This window comes from Aeromicrobium sp. (genome assembly GCF_049586495.1).
Taxonomy (GTDB): domain Bacteria; phylum Actinomycetota; class Actinomycetes; order Propionibacteriales; family Nocardioidaceae; genus Aeromicrobium.
The window spans coordinates 1-19,750 of the sequence record NZ_JBAVCB010000194.1; the positions used below are offsets into that span (position 1 = coordinate 1).

The 19,750-nt window shown below is 66.7% G+C and carries 20 protein-coding genes; 3 read left to right on the forward strand and 17 right to left on the reverse strand.

Translation table 11 applies throughout. The features are described from left to right. On the forward strand, window positions 1-217 hold a 217-nt coding region (locus WB508_RS10170), incomplete at its 5' end, for a hypothetical protein (protein WP_423844768.1). Continuing rightward, window positions 205-768 (forward strand): uridine kinase family protein, encoded by a 564-nt coding sequence (locus WB508_RS10175; RefSeq protein WP_423844769.1) that lies wholly within the window; start codon window positions 205-207, stop codon window positions 766-768. The genes WB508_RS10170 and WB508_RS10175, both read left to right, overlap by 13 nt. Window positions 769-782: 14 nt before the next feature. On the opposite strand, the gene WB508_RS10180 is transcribed toward WB508_RS10175, so the two are convergent. The 12 genes from WB508_RS10180 to mobA all read right to left on the reverse strand — a co-directional run bounded on the left by WB508_RS10180 (window position 783) and on the right by mobA (window position 12,603). After that, on the reverse strand, window positions 783-1,859 hold the full coding sequence (locus tag WB508_RS10180; protein ID WP_423844770.1) for an adenosine deaminase: 1,077 nt from the start codon (window positions 1,857-1,859) through the stop codon (window positions 783-785). Between the two features lie 21 nt (window positions 1,860-1,880). Then, complete coding sequence (locus WB508_RS10185; protein ID WP_423844771.1) at window positions 1,881-2,336, reverse strand: MaoC family dehydratase; 456 nt, start codon at window positions 2,334-2,336, stop codon at window positions 1,881-1,883. A 16-nt stretch (window positions 2,337-2,352) separates the two neighbouring features. Next, complete coding sequence (locus tag WB508_RS10190; protein WP_423844772.1) at window positions 2,353-3,636, reverse strand: thymidine phosphorylase; 1,284 nt, start codon at window positions 3,634-3,636, stop codon at window positions 2,353-2,355. 37 nt (window positions 3,637-3,673) lie between these two features. Then, a complete protein-coding gene (locus tag WB508_RS10195; RefSeq protein WP_423844773.1) occupies window positions 3,674-4,834 on the reverse strand; it encodes a cytochrome P450 in 1,161 nt (386 codons plus the stop codon). Further along, window positions 4,831-5,244, reverse strand: a complete 414-nt coding sequence (locus tag WB508_RS10200; protein ID WP_423844774.1) for a cytidine deaminase — start codon at window positions 5,242-5,244, stop codon at window positions 4,831-4,833. The genes WB508_RS10195 and WB508_RS10200 overlap by 4 nt, the downstream gene beginning before the upstream one ends. A gap of 8 nt (window positions 5,245-5,252) precedes the next feature. Further along, complete coding sequence (locus tag WB508_RS10205) at window positions 5,253-6,506, reverse strand: ABC transporter permease (protein WP_423844775.1); 1,254 nt, start codon at window positions 6,504-6,506, stop codon at window positions 5,253-5,255. Next, window positions 6,503-7,600 carry an ABC transporter permease gene (locus tag WB508_RS10210; protein WP_423844776.1) on the reverse strand — a complete coding sequence of 366 codons (1,098 nt, stop codon included), beginning with the start codon at window positions 7,598-7,600 and terminating at the stop codon, window positions 6,503-6,505. Before WB508_RS10210 ends, WB508_RS10205 begins: the two co-directional genes overlap by 4 nt. Then, the gene (locus tag WB508_RS10215) at window positions 7,597-9,120 is read right to left on the reverse strand and encodes an ABC transporter ATP-binding protein (RefSeq protein WP_423844777.1); all 1,524 of its coding nucleotides are present in this window, start codon (window positions 9,118-9,120) and stop codon (window positions 7,597-7,599) included. The genes WB508_RS10210 and WB508_RS10215 overlap by 4 nt, the downstream gene beginning before the upstream one ends. A gap of 82 nt (window positions 9,121-9,202) precedes the next feature. Further along, window positions 9,203-10,252 (reverse strand): BMP family lipoprotein, encoded by a 1,050-nt coding sequence (locus tag WB508_RS10220; protein ID WP_423844778.1) that lies wholly within the window; start codon window positions 10,250-10,252, stop codon window positions 9,203-9,205. Window positions 10,253-10,365: 113 nt separating this feature from the next. Then, window positions 10,366-11,532: an amidohydrolase gene (locus tag WB508_RS10225; RefSeq protein WP_423844779.1), complete on the reverse strand. Its 1,167-nt coding sequence runs from the start codon at window positions 11,530-11,532 to the stop codon at window positions 10,366-10,368. Between the two features lie 9 nt (window positions 11,533-11,541). Next, window positions 11,542-11,970, reverse strand: a complete 429-nt coding sequence (locus tag WB508_RS10230; RefSeq protein ID WP_423844780.1) for an SRPBCC family protein — start codon at window positions 11,968-11,970, stop codon at window positions 11,542-11,544. 42 nt (window positions 11,971-12,012) lie between these two features. Beyond that, window positions 12,013-12,603, reverse strand: a complete 591-nt coding sequence (gene mobA, locus WB508_RS10235) for a molybdenum cofactor guanylyltransferase (protein WP_423844781.1) — start codon at window positions 12,601-12,603, stop codon at window positions 12,013-12,015. Window positions 12,604-12,676: 73 nt separating this feature from the next. Between mobA and fdhD the strand changes: the two genes are divergently transcribed. Next, entirely contained in the window at window positions 12,677-13,516 is an 840-nt protein-coding gene (gene fdhD, locus WB508_RS10240; RefSeq protein WP_423844782.1) for a formate dehydrogenase accessory sulfurtransferase FdhD, read from the forward strand. Window positions 13,517-13,605: 89 nt separating this feature from the next. Here fdhD and WB508_RS10245 read toward each other — a convergent pair whose 3' ends face one another. From WB508_RS10245 to WB508_RS10265, 5 genes are all read right to left on the reverse strand, one after another. Then, window positions 13,606-14,352, reverse strand: a complete 747-nt coding sequence (locus WB508_RS10245; protein ID WP_423844783.1) for a succinate dehydrogenase/fumarate reductase iron-sulfur subunit — start codon at window positions 14,350-14,352, stop codon at window positions 13,606-13,608. Beyond that, window positions 14,349-16,310 (reverse strand): fumarate reductase/succinate dehydrogenase flavoprotein subunit, encoded by a 1,962-nt coding sequence (locus WB508_RS10250; protein WP_423844784.1) that lies wholly within the window; start codon window positions 16,308-16,310, stop codon window positions 14,349-14,351. The genes WB508_RS10245 and WB508_RS10250 overlap by 4 nt, the downstream gene beginning before the upstream one ends. A 1-nt stretch (window position 16,311) precedes the next feature. After that, window positions 16,312-17,019, reverse strand: coding sequence for a succinate dehydrogenase cytochrome b subunit (locus tag WB508_RS10255; protein ID WP_423844785.1), 708 nt, complete (start codon window positions 17,017-17,019; stop codon window positions 16,312-16,314). 71 nt (window positions 17,020-17,090) lie between these two features. Beyond that, on the reverse strand, window positions 17,091-17,852 hold the full coding sequence (locus WB508_RS10260) for a succinate dehydrogenase/fumarate reductase iron-sulfur subunit (protein ID WP_423844786.1): 762 nt from the start codon (window positions 17,850-17,852) through the stop codon (window positions 17,091-17,093). Next, a complete protein-coding gene (locus tag WB508_RS10265) occupies window positions 17,852-19,744 on the reverse strand; it encodes a fumarate reductase/succinate dehydrogenase flavoprotein subunit (RefSeq protein ID WP_423844787.1) in 1,893 nt (630 codons plus the stop codon). The genes WB508_RS10260 and WB508_RS10265 overlap by 1 nt, the downstream gene beginning before the upstream one ends. Window positions 19,745-19,750: the final 6 nt, after the last annotated feature.

Consider the following 19,750-nt stretch of genomic DNA (forward strand, 5'->3'; position numbering starts at 1 on the left):
AGCCGAGGCCGCGTGCGATCCACTGCTCGCCAAGGAGCGAAGCGACTGTGAGGCCGAGGAACGAGGCCGAGGCGTGGTGACGCCGAGTGGTCGCGCAGCGATCGCCGCCTCACCGCGCCTCGCAGGCGGGCGGCTTCGCCGCATCACGCTCACGCTGCGCTGGCGTGCCTCGACGCTCGGCCGCAGGCGGCCTCGGCTCGGCACATGGGAGTCGTGATCGTGGCCGGACCGTCGGGGTCTGGCAAGTCCCACTTGGGCTCGGTGCTGGGCTGGCCGGTCCTGCGGCTCGACGACTTCTACCGCGACATCGATGCTCCCGACATGCCGCGGTCCACGTTGGGCATCATCGACTGGGACGACTCCCGGTCGTGGGACGCCTCCGCAGCCGTGGCGACGATCGCCGAGCTGTGCGCGTCAGGGCACGCCGAGGTGCCGGTCTACGACATCGCCACCAGTCGTCGCACGGGATCGCGGGCGCTCGAGGTGCCGGACGGACGGTTCATCGCTGAGGGATTGTTCGCGCCGGTCATCGTCGACGCCTGCCGCGTGGCCGGGGTGCTGGACCGCGCCATCTGCCTGCGACGCCCCCGACTGGTGACGTTCGCGCTGCGTCTGATCCGTGATCTGCGGGAGGGTCGCAAGCCACCGTGGGTGCTGGTGCGCCGCGGCTGGCGCCTCCTGCAGGATGAGCCGCGCATCGTCGCCGACGCCGTGGCCCGCGGCTGCGAACCCATGTCGCCACGACAGGCCAAGCACCTGCTCGCCTGATTCCCCAGCTGGAGTCAGCGGAGGGCGGCGTAGCCCGGCTTGATGACCTCGTTGATCAGACCGAGGCGGCGGTCGAACGCCAGGAAGGCGCTCTTCATGGCGTTGATGGTGAACCACTGCATGTCGTCGAGGCCGTAGCCGAAGGCGTCGACCAGCAGCTCGAACTCCCGCGACATCGACGTGCCGCTCATCAATCGGTTGTCGCAGTTGACCGTCACCCGGAACCCGAGATCCTTCAGCGGCCCGATCGGGTGGTCAGCGATCGACGACATGCCGTGCACGGCGTTGGTCTGCAGGTTCGAGGACGGGCACATCTCCAGCGGGATGCGACAGTCGCGAATGTAGGCGGCGAGGTCACCGAGCCGCGGGCCGCCCGGAGCGTCGAAATCGATGTCGTCCACGATGCGTACCCCGTGTCCGAGCCGTTCTGCGCCGCAGCGCTGAATGGCCTGCCAGATCGACGGAAGGCCGAATGCCTCGCCTGCGTGGATCGTGAAGTGGGCGTTGTTCTCCCGCAGGTACTCAAAGGCCTGGAGGTGCAGGATCGGCGGGAACCCGTCCTCGGCGCCCGCGATGTCGAAGCCGGCCACGCCGCGGTCGCGGTACTCGACCGCGATCTCGGCGACCTCCAACCCACGCATGGCGTGCCGCATGGCGGTGAGCAGCTGGCCCACCACGATCGGTCGGGACGCCTCCTGTTGGCCCTGCTCGATGCCGCGCTGAACGGCTTCGACAGCCTCGCGCATCGACAGTCCGGCAGCCTGGTGCTGCTCCGGAGCCCAGCGGAGCTCGGCGTACACACATCCGTCGGCAGCGAGGTCGATGACGGCCTCGCAGGCGACCCTCGTCAGGTCCTCGGCGCGTTGCATCACCGCGACGGTGTGCACAAAGGTCTCGAGGTAGCGCTCCAACGATCCCGAGCTGGACGACTCCTCGAACCACACGCCGAGAGCATCGGCACCGTCGGCAGGGAGGTCGTGGCCGATCTCCGCAGCAATGTCGGCGATCGTCGCGGGGCGGAGGCCACCGTCCAGATGCTCGTGAAGGGCGACCTTGGGGGCCAGGCGGATCAGTTCAGGTGTCAGCGTCACCTGCTCATCGTGGCACGTCGATCAGGACGGCATGAGGAGGGTGACCGTCTCGGCGACGCATGCCGGTCGGTCGTTGCCCTTGATCTCGACGGTGTGCTGCAACGTGACCTGCTGGCCGCGGTCGAGGTCTTTGACCTCGAGCACCGTCACGCGGTCGCGCACCATGGCGTCCACCGTGACGGGAGCAACGAAGCGAACCTTGTTCAGGCCGTAGTTGACTCGCGCGAGGTGGCCGGCGAAGGCGAAGACCTGAGCGCCCAGGCTGGGGAGCATCGACAGCGTCAGGTAGCCGTGGGCGATGGTGCCGCCGAACGGGCCGTCGGCAGCGCGCTCGGGATCGATGTGGATCCACTGACGGTCGCCGGTGGCGTCGGCGAACAGGTCGATGCGCTCCTGGTTGATGCCCACCCACTCGCTGACGCCGAGCTCCTCGCCGACCGCCGCCGCGATCTCGTCACGATCATTCAGGATCCGCATGTTTCTCCCATGGTGTTCAGGTGATCCGGTCGATGACGACCGATCGTGCGGGGGCCGGTTCGGCCCCGATGTCGTACCCGCCCGCGAGCGCCTCAACCGCGCGCTCGAATCGATCGGGGGTGTCGGTGTGCAGTGTCAGCAGGGGATCCCCCGCTCGCACGGTGTCGCCGGGCTTGGCATGCATCACCACGCCGGCAGCCGCCTGCACGACCTCGCCGGGGCGAGATCGGCCCGCTCCAAGACGCCACGCTGCCACACCGACCGCCATCGCATCGAGCCGGGTCAGCACGCCGTCCGTCGCTGCCAGCACGTCGTGCGTCTCGCGCGCCACCGGGAGCGGGGCATCAGGATCGCCGTCCTGCGCCCGGATCATCGCCTTCCACGTGTCCATCGCGCGGCCCGAGGCAAGGACGTCGGCTGGATCCACGTCCACGCGGCCAGCCGCCTGCAGCATCTCGCGGGCCAGCGCGACCGTCAGCTCGACGACATCGGCGGGACCGCCACCAGCGAGCACCTCGACCGACTCGGCGATCTCGCAGGCATTTCCGGCCGTGCGGCCGAGCGGCGTGGACATGTCGGTGAGCAGCGCGACCGTCTTCACTCCGGCGTCGGTGCCCAGGCCCACCATCGTCTCGGCGAGCTCCCGGGCCTGATTCTCGTTCTTCATGAACGCACCGGATCCGACCTTGACGTCGAGGACGAGCGCCCCTGTCCCCTCGGCGATCTTCTTGCTCATGATCGAGCTGGCGATCAGTGGTATCGCTTCGACCGTGCCGGTCACGTCACGCAGCGCGTACAGCTTCTTGTCAGCGGGCGCCAGACCCGCGCCGGCGGCGCAGATGACCGCGCCTACCTCCTCGAGCTGAGCCATCATCTCGGCGTTGCTCAGCGAGGCCCGCCAGCCGGGGATGGCTTCCAGCTTGTCGAGGGTGCCACCCGTGTGCCCGAGGCCACGGCCGGACAGCTGCGGCACCGCCACACCGCAGGCCGCCACCAGCGGAGCCAGCGGCAGGGTGATCTTGTCACCGACCCCGCCGGTGGAGTGCTTGTCGGCGGTGGGACGTGAGAGTGACGAGAAGTCCATCCGTTCGCCGCTGGCGATCATGGCGTTGGTCCAGCGGGAGATCTCGCGGCGGTTCATCCCGTTGAGCAAGATCGCCATGGCCAGGGCTGACATCTGCTCGTCAGCCACGACACCGCGGGTGTAGGCGTCGACCACCCAGTCGATCTGCGCATCGCTCAAATCATGACGATCCCGCTTCGCCGCTATCACTTCCACCGCGTCGAACTGTTCACTCATGCCTCTGCCTCTCCTGTGTTGACCGACGAGTTGGCGGTCATGCGCCGACCTCGATGCTCTCGAAGCCGCGGAGCACCCAGGTGGGGCGGCGCGGCGCCTCGCCGACGAGCATCAGTCGAGGAAATCGGTCGAGCAGTGCCGTCAGGCTGATCTGCAGCTCCATCCGGGCCAGCGGTGCGCCCAAGCAGAAGTGACGGCCCATGCCGAAACCGACGTGTGGGTTCGGGTCGCGGCCCACGTCGAGCTGATCGGCGTGCTGGAAGACCGCCTCATCCCGGTTGGCCGACCCCATCAGGCACGAAACGGTCTCGCCGGCGGCGATGCCCACCCCGGCGATCTGCACGTCTTCGGTGGCGGTCCGCTGGAACAACTGCAATGGAGCGTCGAAGCGGAGCAGCTCCTCCAGCGCCGTGTCGACCGAGACCTCGCCCGACGTGATGCGCCGCAGCTGGCTTGGGGCGGACAGCAGCGCGTGCAGCCCGTTGCCGAATGCGTTGACCGATGCCTCGTGCCCGGCGTTCAGCAACAAGACGATCGAGGCGACGAGCTCGTCGTCGCTCAGTGCCATCCCGGCGTCACGCGCCGCCAGCAGATCGGTGATCAGATCGGGGCCGGGGTTGGCGCGCCGATGGTCGATGACGCCGCGGACGTACTCCGCGAAGTGCTCCGATGCGGTGACAGCAGCGGCGCGGGTGGACTCGGGGACGTCGGGCTCGTACATGTGCACGATCGCCTGCGACCAGGCTCGCAGGAACGCCTCGTCCTCGCGCGGCACGCCGAGCAGGTCGGCGATGACGTACACAGGCATGGGTTCGGCGTACTCCGCCAGCACGTCGAACGAGTCGCCCAGGCGGCCGACCATCTCTGCGGCCAGCGCCTCGACGCGGGGGCGCATGCGCTCCACGTGACCGCGGCCAAAGGCCGACGAGACCAGCTTCCTCAATCGGCGATGCGTTTCACCCTCGTTTTCCATCATCTGGTTGCGGTGCAGGGTGTTGAACGGCTCCATCGCGTCGCGAGGCTCGTGATCGGTCCACAGCCGTCCAAAGGATCGGTGCCGGAGCACCTGACTGACCGCGTGGTGCGTGGTGGCGAACCATTGCCCGTCACCAGCGACCACTGGCCCTTCGGCGCGCAGCGCCGTCAACGTGGGGTACGGGTCAGCGACAAAGGCAGGGCCGGTCAGGCCTGGGGTCACGTGAGGTCGTCCGCGCCGAAGGCATCGGGCAACACCTCGGACATCGTCTGGACTCCGCGAGGGGTCATCAGCTGCATCTCGGGACCGCCGTTCTCCCACAGGAGCTGGCGGCACCGGCCACACGGCATCAGCGGTTCGCCGTCAGCATTGACGCAGGCCACTGCCCGCAGACGTCCACCGCCCGTGGCGTGCAGCGCCGAGACCATGCCGCACTCGGCACACAACGCGACGCCGTACGCGGCGTTCTCCACGTTGCAGCCCAGCACGACCCGCCCGTCGTCAACCAGCCCGGCAACCCCGACCTTGAAGTTCGAGTACGGCGCATAGGCCCGGCCCATGACCTCGATGGCGTACCGGCGCAGCGCATCCCAGTCGACCGGCGCGTCCGGCCCGGTGATTCCCAAGCCCATCGGCACGGTCATCCTGCACTGCCCTTGCGATACGGCTGCCCATCAGCGGCTGGCATGCGCAGCTGTTGGGAGAACAACGCCAGCACCAACAAGGTGGTGACGTACGGGGTCATGCCCGTGAGGTCCTCGGGTACCGATGCCGTGACGGCGTAGCCCACGGCGACGGCAACCCCCAGCAGGGCGGTGACCAGCGCAGCGCGCTGGCCATGCTTGCGCCACTGCCAGACGGCCAGGATCACGAGAGCAACCGCGGCCAGCAGGAGCAGGCCGTGCACCGTGTCGCCACCTCCACGCAGACGCAAGGTGTCGGTGTAGCCGAACAGGATCGAGCCAGTCAGCAGACCCGAAGGGCGCCAGTTGCCGAAGATCATGGCGGCCAGACCGATGTAGCCACGGCCACCGGTCTGCCCGTCGCGGAACTGGCTGGCGGCAACCAGTGCCAGGAAGCCACCGCCGAGACCGGCCAGACCACCCGACACCATCACGGCGGAGAATTTGTACCGGATGACGTTGACGCCCAACGACTCGGCGGCTGCCGGGTTCTCACCGCACGAGCGCAGGCGCAGACCGAACGGCGTCTTCCACAAGATCCACCAGGTGGCGAAGAACAGCAGCAGGCACAGCAGGGTCAGCACCGACAAGTTGGTGACCAGCGCACGCAGGATCGAGGCGACGTCGGAGACCACGAACCAGTGTCGTTGCTCCAGCTCGCCGAGGGGTTGGGAGAGTGCGTCGATCGAGATTGCTGGCAGATTGTCAATGGGCGGCGACTGCGTCTGTCCGCCTCCGGGCACGCCGGTGAAGGCCAGCACGGCCAAATACTGCACGGCACCCAACGCGATGATGTTGAGGGCAACGCCGGAGACGATGTGGTCGACACCGAACGTCACCGTGGCGAGGGCGTGCAGCAGACCTCCCGCAGCGCCCAGCACGATGGCACCGACGACGCCCTGCCACGGACCGTAGAAGTAGCCGAAGTAGCCGGCGCCGAAGGTGCCGAGCACCATCATGCCCTCGAGGCCGATGTTGACGATGCCGGCGCGTTCGGACCACAGTCCGCCGAGGCCGGCCATGCCGATCGGGATGGCGGCGATGAGCGTGGCTCGCACCGTGCCGGAGGAGTTGAGGTCGTTGACCCCCGTGATGATGCGGACGGCTGAGATGAGCACCAGGAACGCGGCGATCAGCAGCAGGACCTTGGCGTAACTCCAGCGCGAGCCGGAGGTCACGGGGGCGGAGACGGGTGACTGGATGACACTCATGCCGACACCTCCTTGTCCTCAGAGTCGAGCGCCGACGCCACCTGCTGCTGTTCCCTGCTGGCGCTGTAACGTCTGACGACCTCGTAGGCGATGACCACGGTGAGCACGATGACTCCCTGGGTGATCTTGACGATGTCGGGCGACACGTCTAGCAGGATCTGCAGCGGATTGGACTGCTCGTCCAGGAAGGCGAACAGCAACGCCCCCAGTCCGATGCCCACGGGGTGGTTGCGGCCCAGCAGGGCGATGGCGATACCGGCGAAGCCGAGGCCGGACTGGAAGGTGGAGCCGTAGGAATGTGCGTCGCCCAGCAGGATGGGCAACCCCACCAGCCCGGCAATCGCGCCTGACAGCAACATCGCGATGAGGCCCATGCGCTTGACGTTGATGCCGCTGGCGACAGCAGCCGTCTCCGACTTGCCCGTGGCCCGCAGGTCGAAGCCAAATCGGGTCCGGTTGATGACGAATCCGTAGACCAGCCCCACCAGGATCGCGAGGAAGACGAACCCGTAGACCTCGTTGGGTGAGTCCCCAAGCCTGAAACCGGGAATCCAGCTGCTCTCAGGGATCTGCTTGGTCGCGGTGATGTTGCTGCCCTCGTTGTCGACTGCGGCCTTGCGCAACAAGTAGGCCACGAGCGCGGTGGCGATGGCGTTGAGCATGATCGTCGAGATGACCTCGCTGACACCCCGGGTGACGCGCAGGAGGCCGGCGATGCCGGCCCACGCCGCGCCCACCAACATCGCGGCGAAGACCGCGAAGACCGTGTTGAGGTGTCCCGGGAGCCACGCCTCGCCCGCCACGACTGCGGCGGCGAAGGACGCCACGCGATACTGACCGTCGACGCCGATGTTGAACAGATTCATTCGAAAACCGATGGCGACGGCCACCGCCGAGAGGTAGTAGACGCTGGCCGAGTTGATGATGTTCACCACGCCACGGCTGCTGGGCAGGCTGAGGATCTGACCCCACACGCCGCTGACGGAGTCGCCAGCCAGCACCAGGACCAAGCTGGTGATGAGGAAGGCCGCCACGATCGCCAACGCTGGTGCGCCCAGGACGAGCGTCAATCGCGCGACGCGTTCGTTCTTCACGCTGTTGCTCCCGTCATGGCTGAGCCGAGTTCTTGGGTGGTGACCGTGGCCGGGTCGAACGTACCGACCATCCGGCCGCGCAAGATCACCTGGATCGTGTCGGACAAGCCGATCAGCTCGTCGAGGTCAGCCGAGATCAGCAAGACCGCCAGGCCGTCGTGCCGGGCCCGCTTGATGTGCTCCCAGATGGCCGCCTGAGCACCGACGTCGACGCCGCGGGTGGGGTGGGACGCCACCAGGAGCTGAGGCGAACCGCTCATCTCGCGGCCGATGATGAGCTTTTGCTGGTTGCCGCCGGACAGGGCGCGCGCCAGCACGTCGATGCCGGGAGTGCGGACGTCGTACTCCTCGACGATGCGCTGCGTGTCTGCTCGTGCCCCAGCGCGATCGATCAAGGGTCCGGAGACATTCGGCTCCCGGGTCTGATGGCCCAGAATGCGGTTCTCCCACAGGGGGGCTTCCAGCAAGAGCCCGTGCCGGTGGCGGTCCTCGGGGATGTAGCCGATGCCTGACTCGCGCCGCTCGCGGGTCGAGCGGCCAGCGATGTCGACCCCATCCACCGAGATGCTGCCAGCGGCAAGGGATCGCATGCCCATGACGGCCTCGACCAGCTCGGACTGGCCGTTGCCCTCGACACCAGCAATGCCCAGGATCTCCCCGGCGTGGATCGTGAACGACACGTCCGAGAGCAGTTCTCGGCTGGGCCCGGGCATGGTCAGACCCTCCGCCTGAAGGATGACCTCGGTGGTGACGGTCGACTCCGCCGTGCTCGGGCTGGGAAGCTCTGACCCGACCATCAGCTCAGCCAGCTCATGCGAGGTGACGCTGCTGGCGGCGACCGTGTCGATCGTCGTGCCACGGCGCACCACCGTGACGGTGTCCGCGACCGACAGCACCTCGTCGAGCTTGTGGGAGATGAAGATGACCGCGAGGCCCTCGTCCTTGAGCTCGCGTAGATTGTCGAACAAGGCGTCGACCTCCTGCGGAACGAGAACGGCGGTCGGCTCGTCCAAGATGATGATCTTGGCGCCGCGGTAGAGCACCTTGAGAATCTCGATGCGTTGGCGGGCGCCAACGCCCAGGTCGGCCACCATCGCATCGGGGTGGATGTCCAGCCCGTAGGCGTCGGAGATGCGAGAGATCTCGGCGCGGGCCGCAGCGCCGATGCCGTGCAGCTTCTCCGAGCCCAGCACCACGTTCTCCAGGACCGTGAGGTTGTCGGCCAGCATGAAGTGCTGGAACACCATGCCCACGCCGGCTTCGATCGCGTCCGAGGGAGATCCGAGGTTCACGGCGGCGCCATTGATCTCGATGATCCCCGAATCCGGCTTCTGGACGCCGTAGAGGATCTTCATCAGCGTCGACTTGCCGGCGCCGTTCTCCCCGACGATGGCGTGCACGGTGCCTCGTCGCACCTCGATGTTCACATCGTGATTGGCGACGACGCCCGGAAAGGTCTTGCCGATCCCGCGCAGACGGACGACAACGTCGTGATCAGCCCTCGTCGTGGTGGTGTTCACCGTCTACTCCACTTCATGGTGTGTGGGGACAACTCGGCCCGGGCCCACGCTATCGCGCGGGACCCGGGCCTCGTTGGTCAGATCAGGAGGTGGGGACCTTAATGGTTCCGTCCACGATCTGCTGCTTGTACTCGTCGAGCTTCTCCTTGATGTCGTCGACCTGTCCACCCGTGGTGGAGTAGCCAACGCCGTCGACGGAGAGGTCGTAGACGGTCGGTCCGGTGGGGGCCGTTCCGCCGTCAACCTCGCTCAGGTAGGTGAACACCGCGACGTCGATGTTCTTCAACATCGAGGTCAAGATGACGTCCTTGACCGAAGCGTCAGCCGTGAGGGCCTGGTCGGAGTCGACTCCGATGGCCTTGCCGCCAGCTGCTGCGGCTGCCTCGAAGACACCGCCGCCTGAACCGCCGGCAGCGTGGTAGACGACGTCAGCACCCTTGTCGAACATGCCCTCGGCCGTTGCCTTGCCCTTGGCCGGGTCGCCGAAGCCACTGAAGTCCGGCGGCTGAGTCAGGTAGCGCGACTGGATCTCGATGTCCGGGTTGACGGCCGTGGCGCCGGCCTTGTAGCCCGCTTCGAATTTCACGATCAGCGGCACCTCGACGCCACCGACGAAGCCGATGTTGCCGGACTCGGACTTCAGCGCCGCTGCGGCGCCGACCAGGAACGAGCCCTGCTCCTCGGCGAACAGCAGGTTGGCGATGTTGTCGCCCTCGACCCCGTCATCGACGATGGCGAAGTCGACCTCAGGGTTCGCGGCAGCGATCTTGCCGACCGAAGCCGAGTAGGCGAAGCCCACGGCGATGACCGGGTTGAAGCCCGCGTCGACGAGCTGCTGCAGGCGACCCTCACGAGCCGACTCTGCTTCGCCGTCCTGGGCTTCAGCAGTCTGGACGTCAAAGCCCAGCTCGCAGGCAGCCTTGTCGAGGCCCTTGGCAGCGGAGTCGTTGAACGACTGGTCGCCGCGTCCGCCGACGTCGAAGGCCATGCCGACCTTCTTGGTCGAGTCGACCTCGACGCAGTCATCTGTGCTGGCCTTGTCGCCAGCGGAGTCATCGGTTTTCTTTCCACAACCCGCAAACACGAGCATGGCCACGGCCGCAATGGCGGTGGCTTGGGTCAATCGACGCACTTTTCCTCCTCGATACGAGAGCCGGCACAACCGGCAACGTGCCGACCCTAGTCGGCGCGGGTGTCGTGCGTCTCACATTGGGTCCGGCGATACCGATTTGTAACCCGCGCCGCTCAGCTGACGGCGGCGGTCGCCAACACGGTGGCGCCGATGGCGATGGCTCGCTCGTCGACTCGCAGGTTGCCTTGATGCAGGTCGTAGGTGGGTCCGCCCGGAGTTCGCGTGCCGAGCCGTCCCATCGACCCGGGGACGGATTCGACGTACCACGCGAAGTCTTCTCCCCCGAGGCTCTGTGTCGTGCTGGTCACCCCCGCTGCCCCGACCGATTCAGTCACGGCCCGACGCAGGACCTCGGTCGATGTGAAGTCGTTGACCACCGGCGGGACGCCCCGCACGTACGTGACCTCGGCGCTGACGCCGAACGGCTCGATGATGTCGGCGATCAGCCCGCGTACCAGGTGCTCAGCCTCGTGCCACGCCGCCGCATCCAGCATGCGCAGGGTGCCGGCGAGCTCGCCGGTGGACGGAATGACGTTGGCCGCCCGGCCCGACCGGACCTGGCCCCAGACCATGCTCGCGCCGGCGCGCGGATCGAAACGTCGCGACAACACCGCGGGCAGCTGGGTCAACAAGGTGCCGAGAGCGTAGGTGAGGTCCTCGGTCAGGTGCGGCCGCGAGGTGTGGCCGCCCCGACCTGACAGCACCACGTGGATGCGGTCGGCGGCCGCGGTGATGGCACCCTCGCGCAATCCCACCTGGCCGACGTCGAGGGAGGGATCGCAGTGCAGGGCGAAGATCCGCGAGACGCCTTTCAGGGCGCCCTCGGACACCAGCCGCAGCGCGCCGCCGGGCATGACTTCCTCCGCGGGCTGGAAGATCAGCCGCACCCGGTTGGGCAGCGGCTCGCGACGGTGCGCCTCGGACAGCGCCACGGCGGCACCGATCAGCGCGGAGACATGCAGATCGTGGCCGCAGGCGTGGGCGACGCCGGGGATGCTGGACCGCCACGGGTCCTGGGTGGTGTCGTCGACCGGGAGTGCGTCCAGGTCAGCACGCAACGCCACGATGGGGCCCTCCGACGGCCCCACCTCAGCCATCAGTCCGGTGCCCTCGAAGCGCTCGTACGTGATGCCCAGCTTGTCCATCCAGCTCGCGACCACGTCCGTGGTGCGCTCCTCGGCCCACGACAGCTCGGGGTAGGCGTGCAGAGAACGCCTGAGCTCGATGAGGTCGGGCGTGACGACCTCGATCGAGTGAGCGAGTGAGTCCGACAGGGGCATCGGGCCAGTTTACGCCTCGAGTGCGTCAGCGATCTGCTCGATCGTCTCGTCGGCCAGCGCGGACAGCTTCGGCTTGACGATCAAGGGCGCGATGAACTTGACGACACCGTGGAACTCGAAGTCGGCGCGGTACTGGATCTGCGTGCGTTCGCCCTCGCGGGTGAATGTCATGGTGTCCGTGGCCGTCGCGGTCTTGTTGGTGCCCTGACAGGAGAAGAAGGTCGGACGATCGAAACCGATCGTCCGGTAGGTCAGCTCGACCTCGCGACCCATGAAGGATGAACGGTTCCGGTACGTGGTCCCGAGTCCCCCATCACCCTCGGTCCGGGTCGTCTCGAGCGTTCCGGGATCCCATTCCTGCGTGTTCTCGAAGTCGCTGAGGTAGTCGAAGACCTCGTCGATGGGCCGGTTGACGATGAAGGTGCGCTCCACATGCATGACGCCACGCTAGCCCCGCAGCGGCTGTCTGGCACGTTGTGCTCACGCGTCGCCGGTGGAATCGAGAGAAGCTCCTGCGGTGGCGGCGTCCTCCCACGTGTCGATGTCTGCGGTGCTTCCCGTCGGCACGTCGACGACGTGCAGGGCGAGTGCGTCCATCAACGCCCGCACCGAAGACCCATGCAGAGTGTCATGGCTCTGGACGGCTGCCCTCATCGCTGCCGAGCGGTGGGCGCCGACGAGGTACTGGATCTGGTGGCCGTCGCGAGCCAGCACGCCATCGGCCTCCGGGGTCGAGGCGAGCGCATGGAGCAGCACGGGGATCGCCGAGGCGATTCCCGGCATGTCGCACGCCACCACCACGACGACCGACGAGCTGCCGTCCAAGGCGTTCACGCCAGCGCCGATGGCGGCCGCCGGTCCACCACCGGCAGGTTGTTCGCGCACCACAGTGATCCGCTCGTCAGCATCCCCGGCCTGTCGTCCCCCGACCAGCACGACTCCCTGCGCTGCGGACACCGCGTCGAGCGTGCGCTCCAGCAGGGAGGTTCCATCGACGCGCAGCGCCGCCTTGTCGACGCCGCCCAGGCGCTGGCCCGTACCGCCGGTGAGAATGATCGCGTCGAAGTCCACGACCCCACTGTGCACGGTGCGAATACCGGTCCGCACCTGAGCGTCACGCTGTCACTCGTGGTAGTCATGAGTCATGGGTCGGATCACCGCGCGTCGGCGCGTCTCACGCGTGGTCGTCGGCCAAGGATCGATGGTCGAGCGCGAGGACGTGCTCGCGGTCGAAGAACCGTTGGAGATCCGGGTGGCCGGGTCTTCGTTCAGCATCACGATGCGCACCCCGGGTCACGATTTCGAGCTGGCCACCGGGTTTCTGGTGTCCGAGGGTGTCGTCACCACCCGGGACGACGTGCAGATCATCCGGTACTGCTCTGGTGTCGACGACGACGGACGCAACACCTACAACGTCCTTGACGTCGCCCTCGCGCCAGGCGTCGAGCCACCCAGCGTCGATCTGGCCAGGCACGTCTACACCAGCAGCTCGTGCGGCGTCTGTGGCAAGGCAAGCATCGACGCGGTACGCACCTCGTCCTCACACCCCGTTGACGCTGACGACATCCGGGTCGAAGCGACACTGCTGACGATGCTGCCGCACCGGCTGCGATCGGGCCAAGACGTCTTCGAACGCACCGGAGGGGTGCACGCCGCTGCCCTCTTTGACGGACGCACCGGGGAGCTGCTCGTGCTGCGCGAGGATGTCGGGCGCCACAATGCGGTCGACAAGGTCGTCGGCTGGGCGGTGGGACAGGACAAGCTGCCGCTGACCGGAGTCGTGCTGATGGTGTCAGGCCGCGCCAGCTTCGAGCTGGTGCAGAAAGCCTCCATGGCCGGCATCCCCGTGCTCGCGGCCGTCTCAGCTCCTTCGTCCCTGGCCATCGAGCTGGCCGAAGAAACCGGTCTGACCGTCGTCGGTTTTCTTCGCGGCACCTCGATGGTCGTGTACAGCAGGCCCGATCGAGTGCAGACCCATCAGTGACCGAGCCAGGGAAGACCGCCGTCGGCATCCGCGCAGTGACGGCCAGCTAGGGCGCCGCTACCGGCACGCCCATCGTGCTGAGCCAGCGGCTAGACCTCGCCAGCCGCCAACGCGCTGAGCAGATCGCGGTTCAGCCGGCTGATCGTGTCGAGCGGGATCTCCTTGGGGCACGCCGAGGCGCACTCGCCGATGTTGGTGCAGCCGCCGAAGCCCTCGTCGTCGTGGGCGTTGATCATGCCCACCACCCGAGAGTCGCGCTCGGGCTGGCCCTGCGGCATCAGACCGAGGTGCGTGATCTTGGCGGCAGTGAACAGCATTCCGGAGCCGTTGGGGCACGCCGCCACGCAGGCGCCGCAGCCGATGCAGGTCGCCGCGTCGAAGGCGTGATCGGCGTCCTTCTTGGGCACGGGGACGGCGTGGGCGTCGGGAGCCGATCCGGTCGGTGCGCTGATGAAGCCGCCGGCCTGGATGATGCGGTCGAACGCCGAGCGGTCCACGACCAGATCCTTGACCACGGGGAACGCGCCAGCACGCCACGGCTCGACATCGATGACCGCGCCATCGGCGAAGCTGCGCATGTGCAGCTGGCAGGTCGTGGTGACCTGCGGCCCATGGGCCTCCCCGTTGATGACGACTCCGCACGAGCCGCAGATGCCCTCGCGGCAGTCGTGGTCAAAGGCAATGGGATCGTCGCCGGTGAGGGTGAGGTGCTCGTTGAGAACATCCAGCATCTCCAGAAAGGACATGTTCTCGCTGATGTCCTGCAAGCCGTACGTGACCATCTTGCCCCTGGCATCGCTGCTGCTCTGACGCCACACCCGCAAGGTGATGTTCACTTGTAGCTCCTCTGCTTCATCTCGATGTACTCAAATTCCAGTGGTTCCTTGTGCAGGACGGGCTGGTCTCCGTTGAACTCCCACGCCGACACGTGCGCGAACTCGTCGTCGTTGCGCATCGCCTCGCCGTCCTCGGTCTGGCTCTCGGCACGAAAGTGCCCGCCAGCGGACTCGGTGCGCACCAGTGCGTCGATGCACATCAGCTCACCGAGCTCGAAGAAGTCGGCGACCCGGCCAGCGCGTTCCAAGGTCTGGTTGAGGTCCTCGTTCACGCCGGTGACCTTGACGTTCTTCCAGAACTCTTCCTTGAGCTCACGGATGAGGCTGATGGCCTTCATGAGACCGCCCTCGGTGCGCTCCATGCCGCAGTACTCCCACATGATGTGGCCGAGCTCCTTGTGGAAGGAGTCGACCGTGCGCTCGCCCTGGATGGCCAGCAGCTTCTGGATGCGCTCGGTGACGGCGTCGCGAGCCGCGACCGCCTCGGGATGATTCTCGTCGACGACGTCGAATCCGCCCGTGGCCAGGTAGTCGCCGATCGTGTTCGGCAGCACGAAGTAGCCATCGGCCAGCGCCTGCATCAGCGCTGAGGCGCCCAGACGGTTGGCCCCCTGGTCGGAGAAGTTGGCCTCGCCGGTCACGAAGAGACCCGAGACGTTGCTCTGCAGGTCGTAGTCGACCCACAGCCCGCCCATCGTGTAGTGGATGGCCGGGTAGATGCGCATCGGCGACTCGTACGGGTTCTCGCCAGTGATCTGCGCGTACATGTCGAACAAGTTGCCGTACTTGGCCTCGACCTGGTCTCGGCCGAGGCGCTCGATGGCGTCGGCGAAGTCCAGGTACACGCCGAGCCCACCGGGCCCGACGCCGTACCCCTCGTCGCACGCAGTCTTCGCGGCTCGTGAGGCGATGTCGCGAGGCACCAGGTTGCCGAAGGCCGGGTAGCGGCGCTCGAGGTAGTAGTCGCGCTCATCCTCGGGGATCTCACCGGCCGGGCGGTCGTCGCCCTTGGCCTTGGGCACCCAGATGCGGCCGTCGTTGCGCAATGACTCGCTCATCAGCGTCAGCTTGGACTGGTAGTCGCCGCTGACGGGGATGCAGGTGGGGTGGATCTGCGTGTAGCAGGGGTTGGCGAAGTAAGCACCCTTGCGGTGCGCGCGCCAGGTGGCGGTGACGTTGCAGCCCATGGCGTTGGTCGACAGGTAGTAGACGTTGCCGTAGCCGCCCGAGGCCAGCACCACGGCGTGCGCCATGTGGGTCTCGATCTCCCCGGTCACCATGTTGCGCACGACGACGCCGCGCGCGCGGCCCCCGATGATGATCAGGTCGAGCATCTCGTGGCGCGTGTTCATCTCCACGGTGCCTTCGCTGATCTGACGTTCCAGCGCCTGGTAGGCGCCGATCAGCAGCTGCTGGCCGGTCTGTCCGCGAGCGTAGAAGGTGCGCGAGACCTGCACGCCGCCGAAGGAGCGATTGTCCAGCAGGCCGCTGTACTCGCGAGCGAACGGCACGCCTTGCGCCACGCACTGATCGATGATGTTGGCCGACACCTGCGCGAGACGGTACGAGTTGGACTCGCGCGACCGGAAGTCGCCACCCTTGATGGTGTCGTAGAAGAGCCGGTACGTGCTGTCGCCGTCATTGCGGTAGTTCTTGGCTGCGTTGATGCCGCCCTGGGCTGCGATCGAGTGAGCCCGCCGCGGGCTGTCCTGATAGCAGAAGCTCTTCACCTGGTAGCCGGCCTCGCCGAGCGTGGCAGCCGCCGATGCCCCAGCCAGACCGGTGCCCACGACGATGACCGACAGCTTGCGCTTGTTGGCGGGATTGACCAGCTTGGCCTCGAACTTGCGGGTGTCCCACCGCTCCTGGATCGGGCCGGACGGCGCCTTGCGGTCGCGGACCTCGTCCCCGACGGTGTGAAAATCCGCAGCCGCGTCGGTGTCGGTCGATTCAGTCATGTCAGCCTCCCAAGCCGAAGAAGTAGACCGAGTAGGCGGGCAGCAGGAACCCGATCGTGAGCAGCGCGGCCAGCCCGACGGCGATCGTGTTGAGCGTGGACTCGCGACGCTTGTCGCTGCGGTTCTGTCCGAGTGTCGTGAGCGCGCTCCAGAACCCGTGCCACAAGTGGAATCCGATGGCGACGAGGGCCGCAGTGTAGAACAGCACGACCCACCAGATCTCAAAGCCGTTGACGACGCGCTCGTACTTGCTGTCCGAGGCGCCGCCGGGGTGAATCGAGTTCGCCAGCATCTGCAACAGGTGGAACACCACGAACAGCGCGATCGTGACGCCGCCCCAGCGCATCGTGAACGACGCGTACGACCGCTGGAAGCCCTTGCGGTTCTGCTTGGAGTGATATCGCTTGTTGCCCACGATGCCGGCGGCGACGCGATTGCGACGCCACAGCGTGATGGCGGCATAGGCATGAATGAGGATGCTCGCGAGGAGCACCACCCGGATGATCCACAGCACCCCGTCGTGCGGCAGGTACGGGTAGAACATGTCCCGCAGACCCTCGAGGTAGGAGTCGAACATCTCCTGGCCCTGGTAGATCTTCAGGTTCCCGTACATGTGCACGAGCAGGTAGCCCAGCATGATGAGACCGGACACCGCCATCGCGTACTTGTGGGCGACAGTCGAGCGACGCGCTTGGATCACATTGGCCACGCCACAACTTTAGGACTTGTCCGATGGTTGCGTGGGGCAAGGGTGACCTGTGTGCAACAGATCACAGAAGATCAGCTCTTCCTGGTGCGCTTCCGGCGACGGATGATCGGATCGAACTTGAGGTCGACCACCCTCTCCTTGAGCGGGATCAGGGCGTTGTCGGTGATCTTGATGTTCTCGGGGCAGACGTCGGTGCAGCACTTGGTGATGTTGCAGAATCCCAGACCGTGCTGGTCCTGAGCGGCCGCCTTGCGATTGACGCCCTGCTCCTCGGCAGCATCGAGCGGGTGCATGTCGAGCTCGGCGATCCGCATCAAGAAGCGCGGGCCAGAGAAGGACTCCTTGTTTTCCTCGTGATCGCGGATCACGTGGCAGGTGTCCTGGCACAGGAAGCACTCGATGCACTTGCGGAACTCCTGCGAGCGCTCCACGTCGATCTGCTGCATGCGGTACTCGCCCGGCTCGACGCCCTCCGGCGGCACGAACGAACGCACCTCGCGGGCCTTCTGGTAGTTGAACGACACATCGGTGACCAGATCGCGGATGACCGGGAACGTCCGCATGGGGGTGACGGTGACGGTGCTGTCCTGGGGCAGCGTCGACATGCGCGTCATGCACAGCAGACGCGGTCGACCGTTGATCTCAGCGCTGCACGATCCGCACTTGCCAGCCTTGCAGTTCCACCGCACCGCCAGGTCGGGCGTCTGGGTGGCCTGCAGTCGATGGATCACGTCCAGGACGACCTCGCCCTCGTTGACCTCGACGTCGTACTCGGCGAAGTCACCGCCCTCGTCCGTGCCCCGCCACACGCGGAATGTCTGTTGGTAGCCCATCAGTTCTGACCTCCAGAAAGTTCTGCCTCGGTGAAGTACTTGCCCAGCTCATCGGCTTCGAACAATCGGAGGAGATCGGCGCGGACGGGGATCTGATCCTTCAGATCCACCTGGGCCGAGCCGTCGTCGGCCACGGTGCAGACCAGCAGCTTGTTGCGCCACTCAGCGTCCATCGCCGGGAAGTCGTCGCGCGTGTGGCCGCCGCGGCTCTCCGTGCGCAACACCGCCGCCTTGGCGACGCACTCGCTGACCAGCAACATGTTGCGCAGGTCGAGCGCGAGGTGCCAGCCCGGGTTGAACTGCCGGTGACCCTCCACGACCATGTGCGTGGCGCGCTCCTTGAGGCCCTCGAGCTGGACCACAGCCTGCTCGATCTCATCGGCACGGCGAATGATGCCGACCAGATCGCCCATCGTCTGCTGCAGCTCGGTGTGCAGGGTGTACGGGTTCTCGGCGCCGTCGGTACCGCCATCGCCGAAGGGCGCCACCGACTGGTCGCGCGCCACCTTGATGTCAGCCTCGGACACCGCCGGGCGAGAGGCGAGCGCACCCACGTACTGGGCTGCACCGGCGCCGGCTCGCCGGCCGAACACCAACAGGTCGGACAACGAGTTGCCGCCCAGGCGGTTGGAGCCATGCATGCCGCCGGAGCACTCCCCCGCGGCGAACAGTCCCGGCACCGATGAGGCGCCCGTGTCCGGCTCGACCTCGATGCCCCCCATGACGTAGTGGCACGTGGGGCCGACCTCCATCGGCTCCTTCGTGATATCGACGTCGGCCAGTTCCTTGAACTGGTGGTGCATCGACGGGAGGCGTTTGATGATGGCCTCAGCTGGCATGCGCGAGGAGACGTCGAGATACACCCCACCGTGAGGTGATCCGCGTCCGGCTTTGACCTCGGAGTTGATGGCGCGGGCCACCTCGTCGCGTGGCAGCAGCTCCGGGGGGCGCCGGTTGTTGTCGGGGTCGGTGTACCAGCGGTCGGCTTCCTCCGGGGTCGTGGCGTACAGCTTCTTGAACACGTCTGCGATGTAGTCGAACATGAAGCGCTTGCCCTCGGAGTTGGTCAGCACTCCGCCATCGCCGCGCACCGATTCGGTGACCAAGATGCCTTTGACCGAAGGCGGCCAGACCATGCCGGTCGGGTGGAACTGCAAGAACTCCATGTTGATCAGCGAAGCTCCGGCGCGCAGCGCGAGAGCATGCCCATCGCCGGTGTACTCCCACGAGTTGCTGGTGACCTTGTACGACTTGCCGATGCCGCCGGTGGCCATCACGACGGCTGGGGCCTCGAACAGCAGGTGGCGTCCGGACTCGCGGAGGTACGCCACGGCACCAGAGATCGCGCCGTCTGTGGTGAGCAGATCGATGATGGTGCACTCGTCGAAGACGCGGATGTTGGCTTCGTAATCCCCCGTGGCGCGGAAGTCCTCCTGCTGCAGCGACACGATCTTTTGCTGCAGCGTGCGAATCAGCTCGAGGCCGGTGCGGTCGCCGACGTGCGCAAGACGCGGGTAGGTGTGACCCCCGAAGTTGCGCTGGCTGATCCTGCCGTCGGGCGTGCGGTCGAAGAGCGCGCCATAGGTCTCCAGCTCCCACACCCGATCGGGAGCCTCCTTGGCATGCAGTTCTGCCATGCGCCAGTTGTTGAGGAACTTGCCGCCGCGCATGGTGTCGCCGAAGTGCACCATCCAGTTGTCATTGGAGTTGGCGTTGCCCATCGACGCTGCACAGCCGCCCTCGGCCATGACGGTGTGGGCCTTGCCGAACAACGACTTGGAGATGATCGCGGTGCGCTGGCCCTGCTCGCGAGCCTCGATGGCAGCGCGCAGCCCGGCGCCACCGGCACCGATGATGACGACGTCGTAGGAATGGGTCTCGATCTCGGCCATGTTGTC

Bases quoted from the DNA above. Each gene is read 5' to 3' on its own strand.
- WB508_RS10175 (WP_423844769.1), top strand. From the start codon at position 205: ATGGGAGTCGTGATCGTGGCCGGACCGTCGGGGTCTGGCAAGTCCCAC.
- WB508_RS10185 (WP_423844771.1), bottom strand. From the start codon at position 2,336: ATGCGGATCCTGAATGATCGTGACGAGATCGCGGCGGCGGTCGGCGAG.
- WB508_RS10190 (WP_423844772.1), bottom strand. From the start codon at position 3,636: ATGAGTGAACAGTTCGACGCGGTGGAAGTGATAGCGGCGAAGCGGGAT.
- WB508_RS10200 (WP_423844774.1), bottom strand. From the start codon at position 5,244: ATGGGCTTGGGAATCACCGGGCCGGACGCGCCGGTCGACTGGGATGCG.
- WB508_RS10205 (WP_423844775.1), bottom strand. From the start codon at position 6,506: ATGAGTGTCATCCAGTCACCCGTCTCCGCCCCCGTGACCTCCGGCTCG.
- WB508_RS10225 (WP_423844779.1), bottom strand. From the start codon at position 11,532: ATGCCCCTGTCGGACTCACTCGCTCACTCGATCGAGGTCGTCACGCCC.
- WB508_RS10230 (WP_423844780.1), bottom strand. From the start codon at position 11,970: ATGCATGTGGAGCGCACCTTCATCGTCAACCGGCCCATCGACGAGGTC.
- fdhD (WP_423844782.1), top strand. From the start codon at position 12,677: ATGGGTCGGATCACCGCGCGTCGGCGCGTCTCACGCGTGGTCGTCGGC.
- WB508_RS10250 (WP_423844784.1), bottom strand. From the start codon at position 16,310: ATGACTGAATCGACCGACACCGACGCGGCTGCGGATTTTCACACCGTC.
- WB508_RS10260 (WP_423844786.1), bottom strand. From the start codon at position 17,852: ATGGGCTACCAACAGACATTCCGCGTGTGGCGGGGCACGGACGAGGGC.
- WB508_RS10265 (WP_423844787.1), bottom strand. From the start codon at position 19,744: ATGGCCGAGATCGAGACCCATTCCTACGACGTCGTCATCATCGGTGCC.